Origin of the sequence: Fusibacter paucivorans (assembly GCF_018390735.1) — a bacterium.
Lineage (GTDB): Bacteria > Bacillota > Clostridia > Peptostreptococcales > Acidaminobacteraceae > Fusibacter > Fusibacter paucivorans.
The window spans coordinates 141,036-158,590 of sequence record NZ_JAHBCL010000001.1 but is presented as its reverse complement, the minus strand read 5'-3'; the positions used below and the strand labels follow the sequence as shown (position 1 = coordinate 158,590).

Genomic DNA, 17,555 nt, shown 5'->3' with positions numbered 1-17,555 from the left:
TATACAATGAGAAGCATTGTAAGCAGCAATAAGGGAAAAACTTACTTTCGCCAAGTGAAGATTTTATTCATGGCACTGATCATAATGGCAGCGGGTATCTTATGGATACTGTCATCCAGCGTTACGATGCAGCTTCCCTATTATACAGAACAGGTTGATGCCGCGGAAAAAATGGCGACGATCATGGAAGCGATTAAGGGCTATAAAGAACAGTTGGGCATACCGCTTCCGCCTTATGATTACTTTGAAACAGGCATGCTTGGCGAACCGTTTAACGGCATGACGACTTCACTCGGTGAGCTGGAAGCGAAGCGAACGACAGCCAATCCTGCTATGGCGGCCTTGGCCGTGAGGCTTTTTCACGAAGCGGGTGTCGAAGGCGGAGACCGTGTTGGACTAGGATTTTCAGGTTCATTTCCGGCAATGAACATTGCAGTGCTAGCAGCAGCCGATGTGATGGATCTCGAAGTCATACCGATTACCAGTGTCGGCGCGTCTACTTATGGTGCGAATAATCCGGCACTGACATTTCCGGAAATGATGCATGCGCTTTACAGGGATGGCTTGATTACGACAGACAGTCTGATCGTGACCATGGGCGGCGATTTCGATACAGGTGCTAATATGATGCCGGAAGATGCCGATGTTATTCGACAGCGCTTGAAAGATGACGGTTACAATCTCTATGAGGAGCCGGACTTGGCACTTAATGTACGAGCCCGCCTGCTTCACTACGGTGACATGCAGGCGCTGGTTATTGTCGGCGGCAATGTAACCAGTGCCGGAACGACTGCAGATGCATTGACACTGGGGCAGGGGCTGCTGATGCCGTCACTGCTTACGTATGATACGGCACCTTCGACTGATGACGGTGTTATTCAATATGCGTTGGCAGATACTGTTCCCGTGATTTATTATCTCAACATTAAAAAAATAGTGGATTCTTACGGTATGCCATTTGACCCGATCGCTCAAGATGCCATTGGCGAAGGTCGTATTTATGAAACGGTTTATTATCCTAAATGGCGAATTGTCGTCGCATTTGCAGCCGGCATTGCCGTCCTCATGCTGTTAAAGCGAAAGCAGGTGGCAGATGAATAATTTTCATATTAAAAAATTTAATAAAGTCAAATTCATTTACGGCATTCTATTTGTCCTTCTCGGTATTGCATTGCCAAGCTTTTTAACGGTCGAGACTTTTAAGATACCGGCACACATTAATCTTGCTATTCAGAAGGAAGAAGCAGTGTATTTGCTAATGTCGGGACTGGGACTCGTCGCATTGAATTCACTTAGGGCTTTCCCACACTATCTTGGTGCTTTCTTTATTGCGGAATCCATTGAAATAAGGGACAGCTTTCCGTTTGAGAAATTGTTTAAATCGGCAATGGTTTGCCTTATTATCCCGCCTGTTTATATCATTATTGGCGTTGTTCATCATGTAAAATATTATTTTGGCGTACCGGCGATTGTGTTGCTGTTCCTGCTGATTCTTCTCGGGAAAAGTGATTATAACCGCGTTAGCGTTTGGAAAAAGGCAATGTTGATCATCGTCTTTTTGACGGCGTTCCAGTTTGTGGATATCATGCCGTCTATGGCCGGATTTCCAGTAGGCCGAGGTGAAACGTCAAAGGATGTTAAACTGGTGGCGACTTTTATCGGCGCGACACATGCGCTGGATGTTATGGCACTGATCTTTTTATTGCTGTTGCTCTGTATGGGTCTTTTGCTCTTTTTACTCATTCGCGACGAAAATAACCTGCGTGAAATGAATGCGCTGAAAGAAAAAAATCGGAAGATGGAAATCGAGACGCAGATGACCGCCCTCAAAAACAGAACGTACATGGAAATGAACAGCCTCGTGCATGATTTAAAGTCGCCGCTGACATCGGCGCAGGCATTGGTCGGCGTCGTTCGGTCGAACTGCGAACGGGAACTGCGCATGAAAGATGCCAATTATCTTGAAAATGTAGAATTGGCCATCAAGCGCTTGAGTGATATGATTTCTGAAATTTTGTACGAAGATTACCGTTCGGATACGACGACGGCGGAAATTGTGCAATCGGTTCTGGCGCAAATCTCAATATCGCGCTATGCGAATTTTGTGACGCTCAACAATACGATTCCACATAAAAAACTGGATATAAGCAAGACGCGGATGACGCGTGTGCTCATTAATCTCATTGAAAATGCAAGTGATGCAATCCACGATGCGACACCGGACATTGTACTCAATGTCAGCACTGTAATGCGTGAGGAGGCATCTTATATTTGTTTTTCTGTATCCGATAACGGTGTGGGCATTGCGCCGGAAGACCTTGATAAGATTTGGGAAATGGGCTACTCGACACGAGGGTCCCATGGTTTTGGACTGGGATTTGTCAAGGGTGTGGTGGATGCGTACAATGGAACTGTAGAAATTCAAAGTGATTTGCACAAAGGGACGACGATCAGTATTTTGCTTGAAGAGGGGGAGACACATGGAACAAACACTTAAAATTTTGTCAATTGACGATGATGAGCATATTCGATTTGCCTTGCAGGCGGTTATTGAGAGTCAGGGGTGGGAAGCACTGACAGCAGGTGACATTTACGGAGGCATCGAAATAATTGAAGCGGAACATCCGAATTTGATTTTAATTGATTACCATATGCCGCGTGTTAATGGACTCGAAGGTGTGCGCATGATTCGTGAAAAGGATGATGAGGTGCCAATTATCGTGTTTACCATTGATGAAAGTCAGGAGCTGGCAGATCAATTCCTTATGGCAGGTGCAAGTGATTTTGCAATGAAGCCCATTCGCACACCTGATATTATTTCCAGAATAAAACTACACATTCGCTTGATGAATATTAAAGCCCGCTCAAACGCGGCAGTAAAGAATAGCCGCCAAACGGCAGCGGATCAGGAAAATTCTCAGGAAGCGTCACAGGAGGCTGAACAGCCGGCAGTGGTTACTGTAAAGGGAATTGGCATTGCAACCCTTGAGCTGATTAAAGAAGCGCTGGCGTCGTTTGATGACTATGAAACGGTCGAAGCGATTTCAGAGGAATCCGGGCTGGCTTATCAGACGACGTATCGGTATTTGCAGTACTTGTCTTCGGAAGGGATTGTCGATATCAAGAGTGTGTACGGAAAGGTCGGCAGACCGAAACAGTTTTACAAACTTGCAGAATGAAACAACAGTCGAGTTTTCAGAGCAAATTTCTGAAAATTCGATTTTTTTTTGCTTGATTTGAGATAAATAAGAGAAAAAATAGAAATTCAAAAAGTCATATGTTACATTTATGTCAACAAAACGTTAATTGAGGAAATTGTATCATTCAAATTTTAATTTTTTTACCACAATATGTGTCGCTTTTGTAAGATGCCGATTCAACATATCATGGTAAAAGATCCACGAAAAGTGATGATGCAATTTCCCGAATTCAGCATGAATGTTAATGCTGCTATAAAAGTATGGGGGGAAGACAATGAAAAAAATAATGTTCATATTATTAATCGCAATGCTAATGCTGTCAGGCTGCGGCGGCGATTCAACAGGAACATCAGCATCACAAAGCGATGCGGCTGAGAATGAAACGGAAGTAACAGTAGAAGGCCTGACAGAGGCGATTGCTGAACAGCCGGTGCTCTTGACTTCTGTGGGACAGTCGGCAGATGTCGAAATGGTAAAGACAATGCTGAGCAAAAATGATATTAAACTGACACTGGATGCCTCTGCAACAGCTGAAGATCTTGGTGATGCAAAAACATTGGTACTAGCAGTTGGCGGTTCTTCAAAGGGATTAGGCGCAGCGGGTATTGACGCCAATCAAGAGCTTGAGCGCGTTACAGCACTGATAGATGCGGCAGACGAAGCAGAACTTACAATTATTGCAGTCCATATTGGCGGTGAAGCACGACGTGGTGAACTCTCTGATAAATTCATTCCACCAAGTTTTGAAAAAGCCGATTATGCCATAGTCGTGGCAACCGGTGATCAAGATGGCTTAATGAAGGGCTTGGCAAGTGATGCGGGTATCCCAATGGATGTTGTTGATACGATGGCAGATGTCATTGCACCATTGAAAGCTGCTTTTAAATAAGCCTATCGACGGTTATTGCACACAACATTTTGGGAGGAACGCATGAGTATTGAACTGATTATTTTTCTCGCCATGGTTGTCACGTTTATTGCCGGCTGCTTTGCACTAAAATTGCCGGTTAGCATTTCGATGGTCTTTGCTGCTATTATTGGCGCAATCGTCGGTGGCTATGGTTTTCCTTTGAGACATCTGGTAGAGGGTATGTTTTCGTATGTTGATACCGTATTGGTTATCACGACGGCAATGATTTTTATGAAAGTCGTGCAGGAATCCGGTGCATTAGATGCGCTTTCTGCACTGATTATCCAAAAGTTCCGGAAAAAGCCAGCACTTCTGCTCTGCTTAATTATGCTGGTCATTATGTTCCCGGGGATGATTACGGGTTCATCAACAGCGGCTGTTCTGTCAGCTGGGTCAATCATGGCACCAATTCTGATGATTATGGGTATTCCCGTTGTTGAAACGGCGTGTATTATCGCAATGGGCGGTTTGCTCGGTATGATTGCACCGCCGGTTAATATTCCTGCAATGATTATTGGCGGTGGTATTGATATTCCGTTTGTCGGGTTTGAAGGACCACTGATTTTACTGACATTTCCACTTGCATTTTTATTTGTCCTCATGTTTGGCTACAAATATGTAAAACATTTTGATTATGATGAAATTGCGCCAAAACTCAATCGTCAATCTATTGAGACACATGGTGTCAAAATTTTTATTCCGATTTTTGTAGCCCTGATTTTAATGGTGATTAACAAAGCGGTACCGTCGATTCCAAATCTGGGTATGCCGCTGATCTTTCTCATTTCCGCGGTAGTCGGTGCTTTTACAGGCGAGAAATTTAGTCCTGTTAAAGTGTGTACGGAATCCGTTAAGAGCGTTTTACCGGTACTCGGTATTCTTATGGGTGTCGGCATGTTTATTCAAATTATGACACTGACAGGCGTCCGAGGCTTTATTGTCACCACGTGCCTCAGTTTGCCGGCCGGGTTAAGATACTTGGCAATGGCCGTTGCCATTCCGCTGTTTGGTGCGGTATCATCCTACGGATCTGCATCCGTGTTAGGCGTACCATTCCTATTGGCATTCCTAAGCAGCAACCAGATTATTACGGCTTCTGCGATTTCATTGATCGCTTCGCTGGGCGATATGATGCCGCCGACGGCACTTGCCGGTATTTTTGCAGCTCAAGTTGTTGGCATGGATAATTATACGCCGATCTTAAAGCGTTTTATTGTGCCAAGTATTATTATCGTCGTATGGGCAATTGGATTCATTATTTTATCAAATTCAATAGCGCCTTACATCGTGTTTAAGTAGGATGGGAGGATTGTCTATGATTACATTGATCTATAGAGGCATCGTTGCAATCGTCGTCTTTTTCATCATTAAAAATATTTTTCAAGAAGAAAAGCTGACACTGCAGGCAAATGCGACACTTGTTATTATACCGCTGATTTTAAGATTACTGATGATTAAATAGAGGGGGCAATGATGCAGAGAAAACATATAACGGGCTTTATCTGCCTTGCCGTCGCTTTAGTGGTCATGGTGATCACAGGCAGGAATTTTCTGTCGCTGAAGGACTTGGGAACAATCGTTCCCGGTCCGGGCGTCACGGAGCAAAAGATGCTCTCAGCATATTTTGACGGTATAGAAGGCACCAACATGGACACAGAAGTTTATATCATGGAGGGGTCGTCTCCAGGCGGTAAAATGCTGATATTGGGCGGCACCCACGGTAATGAACCGTCAGGCTATTTAAGTGCAATCGCCTTTATTGAAAATGCGACTGTTGAATCCGGAACGGTTTATGTTATACCTTATACCAATCACAGTGGGATGACTCATAATGATCCGCAAGAGGCATCGCCACAATACATTCACATACCAACGGATAATGGTGTTCGAACATTTAGATATGGGTCGAGGGCTTCTAATCCAGTCGATCAGTGGCCGGATCCTGACGTTTATGTTCATGCGGCATCGGGGCAACAGCTCTCGGGTTCGGAGACGCGAAACATCAACCGTGCCTACCCCGGGCGACCAGATGGGACGCCGACAGAACAAGCAGCCTATGCGATTGCAGAACTTGTTCGAAATGAAGACGTTAATCTCACCTTCGACTTGCATGAAGCGTCGCCGGAATATCCTGTTATCAACGCAACTGTTTCCCATGAAAAGGGCATGAGCGTTGCAGCAGAAGGCGTTATGGAATTGCAGCTGAAAGGCATTGCCATGTCACTTGAACCGTCACCGACCAATCTTCATGGTTTGACGCATCGTGAGCTAGGCGATTACACGGATACCATTCCATTGCTTATGGAATCGGCCAATGCTTCGCAAGGCCGCCTAAGAGGTGCAACGAATGAAGCTTTGGCGCTTACAGGGATTGATAAGGCATATGTCAAGAGCGAGGCACTTGGATTCCTCTATGTACCTTATGATGAAAAAGGACATCCAATTGAAGAACGCGTTGGACGACACTTACAGGGCATTATTGAATATACAAAGGCTTACAGTGCTCAATATGCTGATGCACCAGTCACTTTTATCGGCGTGCCTACCTATGATGATTTGTTTTTATCTGCCGATGAAGCAGATCTTGGAGGCGTTCAGTTGGGAAGGTACTTGCATTAGAAGCAAATCATTTTATGCTAGGCACAGATGAACCATTGGGTCAAATGTGCAAGAAAATGAGGTGTAATTTAAGGGATGTTACCTGCTATGCAGGTCATATTAAAAAGAAGTAAGGGGGATTAAAAATGAAATTTACAAAGAAACTCATTGCGATTTTATTGACAATGATGCTGCTCGCCGGCTGTAGTGCACCTGCGGCACAAACGCCAGAGCCGTCGGATGAACCGGCACAATCGGCAGAAACGACGACGCCAGAGCAAGCAGAACCAGAAGCTGCGGAGCCGGAGGCTGCGTATTCTTCACTGGATGATTTCGTACTTTATGATGAGGAAGGCGTTTTAACAAAAGTTGGCCGTGATGATTCCGGCGAAAACGGCGTTGTATCTTCGGGTAAATACGAAGCGTCAAAAATCGGTAGAGCGATTATGGAAAAAGGCGGCAATGCTGTTGACGCTGCTGTCGCTGTAGGTTTTACACTTGGCTTGGCTGAACCGAATTCTACTGGTGTCGGCGGCGGCGGGTTTATGACGCTCCACACAGAAAGCGGCGATACGCTGTTTATTGACTTTAGAGAAAGAGCACCTCAGGCAGCAACGCCGGATATGTGGCAAACATATACCGATGCAGACGGCAAAACAGTCGTTATCGGTCGCCAAAATACAGATGGCGGAAAATCTGTAGGGATCCCGGGCAATGTTGCCGGATTACTCTATGCACTTGAAAACTATGGTACGATGTCGCGTGAAGAAGTACTTCAACCGGTTATTGATCTCTGTAGAGCCGGTGTAACAGTTTCACCAACACTTTCAGGGGACATGAAAAACAACTATGACAAAATGATGCTTTACTCAGAGTGTGGCGACATCTTCCTCAAAGAAGTTGACGGCATGAAATATCCATATGAAATCGGTGAAAATTTCAAAAATGAAGATTATGCACATACACTTGAGCTCATTGCTGAAGGCGGTTCCGATGTCTTCTATAAAGGCGAAATCGCTGAAGCGGTTGTCGCATCTGTCAACAAATACGGCGGATTATTCACAATGGAAGATATGGCAAACTATCAGGTAGAAGTAACAGAACCTGTTCAAGGTACGTACCGCGGTTATGAAATTATGTCATCGCCAACACCTTCTTCAGGAGGGACGATAGTACTTGAAATTTTAAATATTCTCGAAAACTTTGACTTGCCTTCAATGGAAGACAACTCGGCAGAAGAGCTCCATCTCTTCTCAGAAGCATTTAAAATGGCCTATGCTGATCGCGGCGCCTATATGGGTGATCCAAAATATGTCGATGTTCCTTTGACAGGTCTGTTGAGCAAAGATTATGCGGCAAAACTCGCCAAAAAAATTGATGTAGACACAGCTGCTGAAAATGTAATGCCGGATGATCCTTGGATGTTCGAACATGAAGATACAACACACTACTCAGTTGCTGACAAAGCGGGCAATATTGTATCTGTAACAATGACTGTCAACTATATCTTTGGTTCAAAAGTTGCCGTGCCAGGTTATGGCTTTGTGATGAATGATGAAATGGCTGACTTCGTCGTACAGGCAGATCATCCGAATTCTATCGCAGGGGGCAAAACACCGCTTTCTTCTATGTCGCCTACGATTGTATTAAAAGATGGTGAACCATTTGCAGTTGTTGGGACACCAGGTGGTACAACGATTATTTCTACGGTAGCACAAATTATTTCTAATCTCGTTGATCACGATATGGGTATGCAGGAAGCTATTGATGCACCACGTATTAAAGGCTTTGCTAACAATAAATTGACTGTAGAATCAAGATTAGATCCAGATGTTATTTCAAGTCTTGAAGATATGGGACACATTATCGATATGAGTACAGAATGGAGCCGTTCATTTGGTTCTGTCAATGCGATTAAATTTGCAGAAGACGGCGTACTCGACGGTGGTGCCGATCCAAGACGTGATGGGAAAGCACTCGGTTTCTAAAAAAGTTTTTTAGGGGAATGAAAGCAGCACCAATACGCTTAACAAATGAAACCCCTTTCATTTTTAATGGCTGCCTCAAGATGAGCTAAATCATTTTGAGGCAGTTTTTTATTTGGTTATCTTTGCTTATCTTTATAATCATTTGGATATTTGATTTTTAACGCTGTGAAAGCAATCGCTGAGCTTGACAGAAACTTCAAACCACGTGATAATAGAGGCATCTTAAACGCAATTAACAGGAGGCATATATTAATGAAAGCATTTGAAACATCAAGACTTGTTACCACTGAAGATATGAACCATCACGATACGCTCTATGCGGGTAGAATGGCAGCATGGTTTACAGAGGCAACCTTTCTGGGCGCATCTGCACTGTTTGGGAAATATGGTGAAGCAGATCATCTGGTAGCAGTAGAAATTCACGGGATGAAATATCTGGGCCCTTCTTTTAATGGCGATATGATCCGTTTTGTTTCCATGGGGGTTAAAGCGGGCAGAACGAGCCTTACGATGTATACCAAAGCACTTCGCAATAACAGTGACGTGAAAGTCGCTGAGGGCTATGTGACCTTTGTATGCATTGATGGCGACAAGAAGAAGATTCCGCATAACATTGTGCTTGAAGCGCCGGAAACGGAAGAAGAACGTGCAATCCTTGAAAAGTTTGCATAGACGAAAAGTTGATCTGGATTATAAGCTTAAAAGAGCAGTACCTGTTCGGCGCAGGAACTGCTCTTTGTTTATGTGAAATAAGCTACTGGCGATATGAAAGAAGTGTGAAAAACAATTGATTTTTTTGCTTGCATATTGCTGAATAGAGGCATATGATAGAGCAATCGGGATATAAAAAATGAGTGCGTTTGAGGCGGTTTTAGGATCGTCCAGACGATTGTGTTGCACACATGCTGTGCATACGCAAGTACATGTTATAAAGAGGTGATTCATATGACAGAAGGCAGTATATCGGGCAAATTGCTGCGGTTTGCATTGCCTATTTTTTTAGGCAATCTTTTTCAGCAGCTTTACAATATTGTCGATTCATGGGTTGTCGGGAACTATGTCGGCGCGGAGGCGCTGGCATCTGTAAGTTCTGCCGGCAGCCTCATTTTTTTGCTGACGGGGTTTGTCAATGGTGTCTTTGTCGGCGCCAGTGTGATTATTGCCAGGCTGGTCGGTGAGCGCAAAGCGGATGATTTGTCAGAAGCTGTGCATACGACCATTGCATTTGGGTTTGCAGCTGGGATTTTTTTGACGGTTTTTGGTATGGTGCTGTCGCCTTGGATGCTGAAATTAATGGGAACGCCGGCTTCCGTAATGCCTAATTCCGTTTTGTATTTCAGACTTTATTTTGCCGGTGGCCTCGGCATTGTGATGTACAATACGTGCATGGGCATTTTTCAAGCCGTCGGCGATAGTCGTCATCCGCTTCAATACCTGATCGTCGCATCGATGATTAACGTCGTATTAGACTGGCTCTTTGTTGCAGTCTTTGGGTTTGGCATCGCTGGTGCAGCTGTGGCAACGGTGATCTCGCAGTTTGTCAGTGCCGGACTCGGTTTCTTTAAGCTGATGGAATCAGAGCATGCTTATGCGATTCGCATTCGATCTATTCGGCTTGTGCCGGCAACATTAACGAATATTTTAAAGATGGGTATTCCAACGGGTGTACAGAATTCTGTGATTGCTTTTGCCAACGTTATTGTTCAAACGCATATTAACGCATTTGGCGCGGTGGCCATGGCGGGATGCGGGAGTTACATCAAGATTGAGGGATTTGTATTTTTACCGATTATCAGTTTTAGCGTGGCACTGACGACATTTATCGGTCAAAATTTAGGTGCAGGAGAGTTTGATCGCGCCAAGCGCGGGGCACGATTTGGCATTATCGCAGGAGTTTTGTCCTCTGAGGCAATCGGCGTGCTGATGTACATTTTTGCACCGTATCTCATTGCGCTGTTTAGCAGGGAACCGGACGTTATTCATTATGGTGTGATGCAGACGCGAGTAGAGTCATTATTCTTCTGTGTGCTTGCGGTGTCACAGTGCATTGCAGGGATTTTAAGGGGCGCTGGACGGACGACGGTTCCAATGATTGTCATGCTGACTTGCTGGTGTGTGATCCGTATTACCTATATTGTAACGGTAATGCATTTTGTACATGATATTCGCGTTGTATTTTGGGCGTATCCGCTGACGTGGACGCTGAGTGCCATTTGGTTCGGCCTCTATTTAAAACGCGCCAATTGGATGTCTTTTTCGTGATCTGCGTCAAAGTTAATGTGAGCGATAAGCAAATGCTGTAGAAGAAGCTTTATAAGAACAATCATGAGGTGCCCGGGTAAAAGTCTGTATATAAACAATCACAGTCAATGCTAAAAAAGTGTAAAATAGGCACATAATATAAATGAATAAAATAAATGGAGTATAAAAATAACAAAAAATTCCCAATAAAAAAGGAACCCCCTCGACACAGTAAAGCATTGGTCATAATGAGGGGGCTTTTATATGGAAATTTACGGTTAGCAAGTTATTGTGATTCATGGGGATATTGAGATTGCGCAACACCGACTATAATGCAATACAAAGGTTGTCAGTTCAGAGGATGTCAATCTGTGTGCAGTGATTACACGTGCTATTGATGCCTCCCATGAATACTATTTTAGTGATGTAAACGATTTAGATTTCGCCGCAGCGTTTGAGAAGTGCTTCCCATTTTCTGTCAACCTCTTGCTGAATGTCTGCGATCATGTACTCATTGCCAGGTTCAAACAAGTGTTTAAAACGGCCTTGCGGTTTTAAGAAAGCTTCAATCGGCTGTTTGTTTTTAGGTTTATAATTAAGTTTCCATTCGCCGTTAATGACTTCAAACAATGGCCAGAAACATGTTTCAACAGCAAGTTTACAGATTTCCATGATTTCGGATTCATCATATCGCCAGCCTCTAGGACATGGTGCCAAGACGTTTAAGAAAGCAGGGCCTTCTGTATAAATAGCCTTTTCTGATTTTTCATGTAAATCTTTAAAGTTTGAAAGAAAAGTTGTCTGTGCGACATAAGGAATATTGTGTGCTGCCATGATGTCTGCGAGATCTTTTCGATTTTGCTGCTTGCCGTGGATGACATTACCATCCGGTGTGGTCGTCGTGTCAGCGTATTTTGGTGTTGCAGAGGAACGTTGAATCCCAGTGTTCATATAAGCACCGTTGTCGTAGCAGACGTAAACCATGTCGTGACCGCGTTCCATGGCACCGGACAATGATTGAAAACCAATATCATACGTACCGCCGTCACCGCCAAAAGCGATGAATTTAAACGTGTCATCAATTTTGCCTTTTCGCTTCATTGCATTATAAGCGGCTTCAACACCACTGAGTGTTGCACCGGCATTTTCAAAGGCACTGTGAATATATGAATCTTGCCATGCAGAGTATGGATACATGAAAGTCGAAACTTCCAAACAGCCGGTTGCATTGCCGATAACGGCTTTGTCTTCATCTTTTAGTGCTCTTAAGACACCTCTGACAGCAATGGGTGCGCCGCATCCGGCACACATTCTATGTCCGCCCGTCAAACGCTCGGGCTTGTTCATTACTTCTTTAAAATTGTAAGCCATGGGCTTGACCTCCTATTCTCTTACACCAAGATATCTGTAAGTTTCGCCAATGTTTCCGCTTTCGACGATGGTGTCCAGATCGGTGTAAACGCTCTCGATATCAGTTGTTCGAACGTCTCTGCCGCCTAGGCCATAGATGTAGTTGACGATGGCAGGGTGTTCTGCACAGTCATACATTGCAGAACGCACTTCAGCAAATAATGGGCCGCCTGCTGCTGAGAAGCTTTCAGCGCGATCCATAACGGCAATTGCTTTAACGTGTTTTAATGCTTCGGCAATTTCGTCTTTAGGGAATGGTCTGAAGAGTCTAATTTTCAAAAGACCAACTTTTTTACCGGCATTCCGGAGTGTGTCAATCGCATCTTTTGCGGTTCCGGCAGTGGAGTTAATAATAACCAGTGCCGTATCGGCATCTTCCAGTTTATAAGTTTCAAAAAGGCCGTATTTTCTGCCTGTTACTGCTTCGTATTCAGCGGCAACTTCAAGCGCAACGCGTTTTACGTTAATCATCGCTTCCGCTTGTTGACGCTTATGTTCGAGGTAGAAAGAGACGGTATCATATGGACCGACTGCGAGTTTGTCATTTTCATTTAACAGATAATCTTCAGGTTTGTAGTCGCCGACAAACGTTTTGACAGCGGCATCTTCCAAGAGCTCAATATTTTCAACGGCATGACTGGTGATAAAGCCATCTTGACAAACCATTGCAGGCAGCATGACGTCTTTGTGTTCTGCAATTTTAACGGCTTGAATGAAGTTATCATAAGCTTCTTGGTTGTTTTCACTATATATTTGAATCCATCCTGAATCTCTAGCTCCCATGGAATCACTATGGTCTGCGTTGATGTTGATTGGGCCAGTCAGTGCGCGGTTTACGCAGGCGAGGGTGATCGGAAGTCTTGATGAAGATGCTACATAGAGCATTTCGAACATGAGTGCGAGACCTGCTGAAGAAGTTGCCGTAAAGGTTCTTGCACCAGCGGCTTCTGAACCAATACATGCTGACATTGCGCTGTGTTCTGATTCGACGGTCACGAATTCAGTATCGACTTCACCGTTTGCAACATATTGTGAAAAGTATTGTGGTATTTCTGTAGATGGTGTAATGGGAAAAGCAGGCAGCACATCCGGATTAATCTGTTTCATGGCGATGGCGATAGCCTCATTTCCTGATAATCTATCTCTTATGGACATGGTTTCCTCCTATTTTTCTTCTTTTACAAATTCGATGGCGCCAAATGGACACACCTTGAAACAAATGCCGCAGCCTTTGCAGTGATCGTAATCAAATTCAAGGCGCTTGCTGCCTGTTACCGGAATTGCACTGTCTGGGCATACTGGTGCACACAGCAGGCATTGTTTACAGGCATCAGCTTTGAAAACAGGTTTCATTGTACGCCAGTCGCCAGTTTTGAAGGAAGCAGCTGTGCCCCCGCCGTAAACCATGCCGCCAGGTGTAATATCATGCCAGCTGATATTGGTTGTAATGGTTGTTCCCGCTTTATTTTTCATCGCCTTGTACCTCCTCGATGGCCATAGAAAGTGCTTTCATGTTGCCTTCAATGACTTGAGGTTTTGTTGCAAACTTGTGGCTAAACGATGCTTGCATATCCTCAATAAATTGTTCGATATTCATAATGCCGCTGACTTTGACAATGGCACCCAGCATCGGCGTATTAGGGAAATTCTTGCCAAGTGCTGTTTCAGAAATACGACGTGCGTCAATCGTATAAATTTTACCATTGTAGCCGCTGAGGAGCGGTTTGATTTCAGCTGGTGATTTTGGTGTGTTAATAATAATGCCACCGGTTTCTTTCAGGCCAGCAGTGACATCAATGGTCGCCAATAAGGTTTCATCAACCACCACGACATAATCAGGTTCATAGATGTTTGAATGGACTCTGATTTGATTCTTGCTGATTCGGTTGTATGCTGTGATGGGTGCTCCCATGCGTTCAGGACCGTATTCAGGAAATCCCTGTACGTATTGTCCTGTGTTGAATGCAGCATCTGCCAGCAACAGCGATGCGGTTTTGGCGCCTTGTCCGCCGCGACCATGCCATCTGATTTCAGTCAGTTTGGACATTTGTAGCCTCCTTAATTCCTTAATATAGTTAATGAGTTTAAAAATGGGCAGTTTTGTGCTGATCTATATCGCACTAATATATTGCAAAGATCGTGCCAAAGTTGTATATCGATGCAAATCAACAAAAAAAGCCAATATTTGATGATATATTGTATTCAATATATCAAAAATGTCAGAATCGGTGTTATAATAACGTTAGAGACTATAACAAATTTGCGTAAAAAGGAGCATACGTATGAAACGGCTCACTACGTTTGATTTATTTCAAAAAGGTTTTATTTTGGAAGTACTTGATTCGGCAAACGATGGTGTTAATATTGTCGATATCGATGGCAATATTGTCTATGCCAATCGCATGTCGGCGGACTATGCAGATACGACGAGGGCTGCCATGGTAGGCAAGCATATTTCACTGTTTTACGAAGATGCAGTGCTGCTCAAGGTGCTTAAAACCCGCAAGCCAATCCTCGACCAGCAGATTCACTATATTGGCAATAAAAAATACATGGTTAACTCATATCCGATTTTTCTCGAAAGTGAATTTGCCGGTGCCTACTCGATCTTTAAAGACATTCGCGATATTGAAACATTAAATAAACGTATTTCCTATTTGGAACTGCATTTGGAAATTAATCAGTCACAGCATTACAACATGGACATTATCGGCGGTGCAGACAGTTTAAAAAATGTCTTGACCAAGGCGAAGCGAACCGTCGGATCGCTGGGTGGGCCGCGTCATTCTATTATATCTGGTGAATCCGGTACTGGGAAGACCATGCTGGCAAATCTTATTTTTCAATATGCAAAACAAGTTGGCGTCATCAAGGCAGATGCACCACTGATTGAAGTGAATTGTGCCCAATTTACAAATCCCGATATTGCCGCAGTGGAGATATTCGGCAGTGAAGTCGGTGCTTACACGGGTTCAAAAGAAAAACGCGGCCTCTTTGAACAGGCCAATGGCGGCATTTTGTTCTTAGATGAAGCCCATGCGTTAGGTCACTACCAAAACCTGCTTTTAAAAGTCATGGAATCGGGAAAGATCAGGCGGATCGGAGGTCATAAAGAAATTCAGGTAGATGTGATTATTATCGCAGCATCGACACGAGACCTGAAAACCGTACTCTTACCAGAATTATACCAAAGACTTGCACAATATGAAATATCAATGCCGTCATTAGATTCTCGCAGTATGGAAGAAAAAAGACTGCTGCTTCGACATTTTGTCAGGCTCTATGAAAAAGCCGTCGAAAAAATTCACGGCATTCAGTACAGCGTTTACTTTTCAGAGGCAGCTGAAAAGCTTTTATTGGAAGCGCGATACCCTCGAAACATCCGCCAGTTCAGAGATGTTATTAACTTTAGCATTGATGCGGCATCGCCGCTTATTGACGATGTCAAAGCCATGGATCACATTACAACCTATGTGGAAGTCTATCATATTCCATTTGAAATTGTGACACCTGTTGAAACAGAGGTTCCCCCGCTTGCCTTTAACGGCAGCAGACAGGAGCCGAGTATTGGAGAACATCAGACTGATGATCAAACACATGTGGGCTATATTCCAGGTCAAAATGCTGAATCACTTCGAACTCGCAAGACGCGTTCCGCTGAAGCCATGCGGCATTACATTCTTCAGCTCAATGATGAAGGACTTGGCCCTCGGCGCATCGCCAATATGCTCACGGCACAGGGTTACAATATTGCCTACTACCAAGTCGCGTATATTTTGAAGAAACATCGTGAAGATGGGGAACGCTCGAAAGACGCGTGATTGTGAGAAACTGCTTTGGTTATATTGATTAGTACTATAATATAAGGTTATTTAATAGAAAGCATTTGATAAATACCATGCAGCATTAGCTGAGTGATGGTTGACATCAAATGTTTTTTTATTGCAGAAAGGATGCGCGTTATAACGATTTTTATTATCAGATTTTATTAATTGATGATTAGCGGAAGATGTTGCAAAAGGGTTTAAATTTAAGTCTTCTTATTTAAAATGATGAATAGGCAGATTTAATGGAAAAACCTCTTTTTATAGAAAAGTATCTTTATGAAGATACTGCTGTTAGATGGAAGGATCATACAAATTCACCAGAAAAGTAGTATAATGGTCATAACAGCTAAATAGGGAGGTACGTTTATGGGGGCATTGACGAAAGCGCTGAAACTGTTAGACATTCTTCAAGACAGCGATTATGTCTATAGCAGTACGGAACTCAGCAAGGCACTAAACATTTCAGAGCGACAAGTGCGCAGCTATATCAAAGAACTAAGAGACTATGGCATCGACATACAAAGTGAAAAATCGTGGGGAGGCGGTTATCTCTGCCGAGAGACATACATACGGATTCCCAACATAGTGACTAATGAGGAAATGAAAGCCATGACCATGGCAAAACGCTACTTTGACGACAATCTCGTCTTGGAAAACAAGGCGCACTTTGACACCCTGTTCTATAAAATTCGAAAACGAAACCGCTTATTTCTAAGTGATCCCAATCGCATTAAATTCAAATCTCAATTTCCAAATGCTCAAAAGACAAAGGAACAGCTCTATCAGCCCATTATTTTAAGTGCCATCGACGACTGTCACAAAGTCGAAATGGTCTATTTCTCAAATAAGTCGCGTCAAAATCAGATTCGTGTCGTGCATCCTTATGCACTGACATTTTACAAAGATGCCTTCTATATTCATGGCTATTGTGAAAAGGCAAGTGATTATCGTACATTTAAAATGATTCGTATCCAAGGACTGAAACCATTAAGTGATATGTTTAAACGGCAAAAATCCATTGAACAAAAGATTGAAGACGGTGCTGAAACTCAGGGACTCTACTGTGAAGATGTTTTTAGATTAAAAGCGTATTTTCACTATCCGTTCAATGCATATGTTCAAGAGATTGAAATCGGTAAAGAACAGCACTGTGAAGTCATAGATGATGAAGTGGTTTATGTAGAGGCGACACTTAATAATTGGACGGAAACAATTTCTTGGCTCCATAATTTTTCTTATTATTGTGAAGTGATAGAACCTGTAGAAATGCGATTAGCTATGATCGAAGATATCCAAAAAAATCTAGATATTTATAACCAATAAACAGTTTAGCGGAAATATGACTTCCGTGTACCTGATACACTGTTATTGAAAGGAGGTA

General features: G+C 43.4%; 16 protein-coding genes. 12 read left to right on the top strand and 4 right to left on the bottom strand.

Annotated elements, in window-relative coordinates; translation table 11 throughout:
* Positions 1–6: 6 nt before the first annotated feature.
* The 10 genes from pgsW (at position 7) to KHM83_RS00645 (ending at position 10,958) form a co-directional block, all read left to right on the top strand.
* Positions 7–1,101 carry a poly-gamma-glutamate system protein gene (pgsW, locus tag KHM83_RS00690; protein ID WP_213234968.1) on the top strand — a complete coding sequence of 365 codons (1,095 nt, stop codon included), beginning with the start codon at positions 7–9 and terminating at the stop codon, positions 1,099–1,101.
* Complete coding sequence (locus KHM83_RS00685; protein WP_213234967.1) at positions 1,094–2,497, top strand: sensor histidine kinase; 1,404 nt, start codon at positions 1,094–1,096, stop codon at positions 2,495–2,497. The genes pgsW and KHM83_RS00685 overlap by 8 nt, the downstream gene beginning before the upstream one ends.
* Positions 2,481–3,179 (top strand): response regulator, encoded by a 699-nt coding sequence (locus tag KHM83_RS00680; protein WP_213234966.1) that lies wholly within the window; start codon positions 2,481–2,483, stop codon positions 3,177–3,179. Before KHM83_RS00685 ends, KHM83_RS00680 begins: the two co-directional genes overlap by 17 nt.
* A gap of 295 nt (positions 3,180–3,474) precedes the next feature.
* Positions 3,475–4,089, top strand: coding sequence for a DUF6305 family protein (locus KHM83_RS00675; RefSeq protein ID WP_213234965.1), 615 nt, complete (start codon positions 3,475–3,477; stop codon positions 4,087–4,089).
* 42 nt (positions 4,090–4,131) lie between these two features.
* Complete coding sequence (locus tag KHM83_RS00670) at positions 4,132–5,409, top strand: SLC13 family permease (protein WP_213234964.1); 1,278 nt, start codon at positions 4,132–4,134, stop codon at positions 5,407–5,409.
* Positions 5,410–5,425: 16 nt separating this feature from the next.
* Positions 5,426–5,572, top strand: a complete 147-nt coding sequence (locus KHM83_RS00665) for a hypothetical protein (protein WP_213234963.1) — start codon at positions 5,426–5,428, stop codon at positions 5,570–5,572.
* Positions 5,573–5,583: 11 nt separating this feature from the next.
* On the top strand, positions 5,584–6,729 hold the full coding sequence (locus tag KHM83_RS00660) for a succinylglutamate desuccinylase/aspartoacylase domain-containing protein (RefSeq protein WP_213234962.1): 1,146 nt from the start codon (positions 5,584–5,586) through the stop codon (positions 6,727–6,729).
* A 125-nt stretch (positions 6,730–6,854) separates the two neighbouring features.
* Entirely contained in the window at positions 6,855–8,696 is a 1,842-nt protein-coding gene (gene ggt, locus KHM83_RS00655; protein ID WP_213234961.1) for a gamma-glutamyltransferase, read from the top strand.
* A 252-nt stretch (positions 8,697–8,948) separates the two neighbouring features.
* Complete coding sequence (locus KHM83_RS00650) at positions 8,949–9,368, top strand: acyl-CoA thioesterase (protein ID WP_213234960.1); 420 nt, start codon at positions 8,949–8,951, stop codon at positions 9,366–9,368.
* A gap of 273 nt (positions 9,369–9,641) precedes the next feature.
* Positions 9,642–10,958: an MATE family efflux transporter gene (locus tag KHM83_RS00645; RefSeq protein ID WP_213234959.1), complete on the top strand. Its 1,317-nt coding sequence runs from the start codon at positions 9,642–9,644 to the stop codon at positions 10,956–10,958.
* Positions 10,959–11,372: 414 nt separating this feature from the next.
* On the opposite strand, the gene KHM83_RS00640 is transcribed toward KHM83_RS00645, so the two are convergent.
* Genes KHM83_RS00640 through KHM83_RS00625 form a run of 4 tightly spaced genes read right to left on the bottom strand, consistent with a single transcriptional unit; the run spans position 11,373 to position 14,394 of the window.
* Positions 11,373–12,308, bottom strand: a complete 936-nt coding sequence (locus KHM83_RS00640) for a thiamine pyrophosphate-dependent enzyme (RefSeq protein ID WP_213234958.1) — start codon at positions 12,306–12,308, stop codon at positions 11,373–11,375.
* Positions 12,309–12,320: 12 nt separating this feature from the next.
* Positions 12,321–13,502: a pyruvate ferredoxin oxidoreductase gene (gene porA / locus KHM83_RS00635; protein WP_213234957.1), complete on the bottom strand. Its 1,182-nt coding sequence runs from the start codon at positions 13,500–13,502 to the stop codon at positions 12,321–12,323.
* Between the two features lie 9 nt (positions 13,503–13,511).
* On the bottom strand, positions 13,512–13,820 hold the full coding sequence (locus KHM83_RS00630; protein WP_213234956.1) for a 4Fe-4S binding protein: 309 nt from the start codon (positions 13,818–13,820) through the stop codon (positions 13,512–13,514).
* Positions 13,810–14,394: a 2-oxoacid:acceptor oxidoreductase family protein gene (locus KHM83_RS00625; RefSeq protein ID WP_213234955.1), complete on the bottom strand. Its 585-nt coding sequence runs from the start codon at positions 14,392–14,394 to the stop codon at positions 13,810–13,812. The genes KHM83_RS00630 and KHM83_RS00625 overlap by 11 nt, the downstream gene beginning before the upstream one ends.
* A gap of 235 nt (positions 14,395–14,629) precedes the next feature.
* Here KHM83_RS00625 and KHM83_RS00620 point away from each other — a divergent pair, with 235 nt between their 5' ends.
* Both KHM83_RS00620 and KHM83_RS00615 read left to right on the top strand, forming a co-directional pair.
* Positions 14,630–16,168 (top strand): sigma 54-interacting transcriptional regulator, encoded by a 1,539-nt coding sequence (locus tag KHM83_RS00620; RefSeq protein ID WP_213234954.1) that lies wholly within the window; start codon positions 14,630–14,632, stop codon positions 16,166–16,168.
* A gap of 372 nt (positions 16,169–16,540) precedes the next feature.
* On the top strand, positions 16,541–17,497 hold the full coding sequence (locus KHM83_RS00615; RefSeq protein ID WP_213234953.1) for a helix-turn-helix transcriptional regulator: 957 nt from the start codon (positions 16,541–16,543) through the stop codon (positions 17,495–17,497).
* The last annotated feature ends 58 nt before the right edge of the window (positions 17,498–17,555 follow it).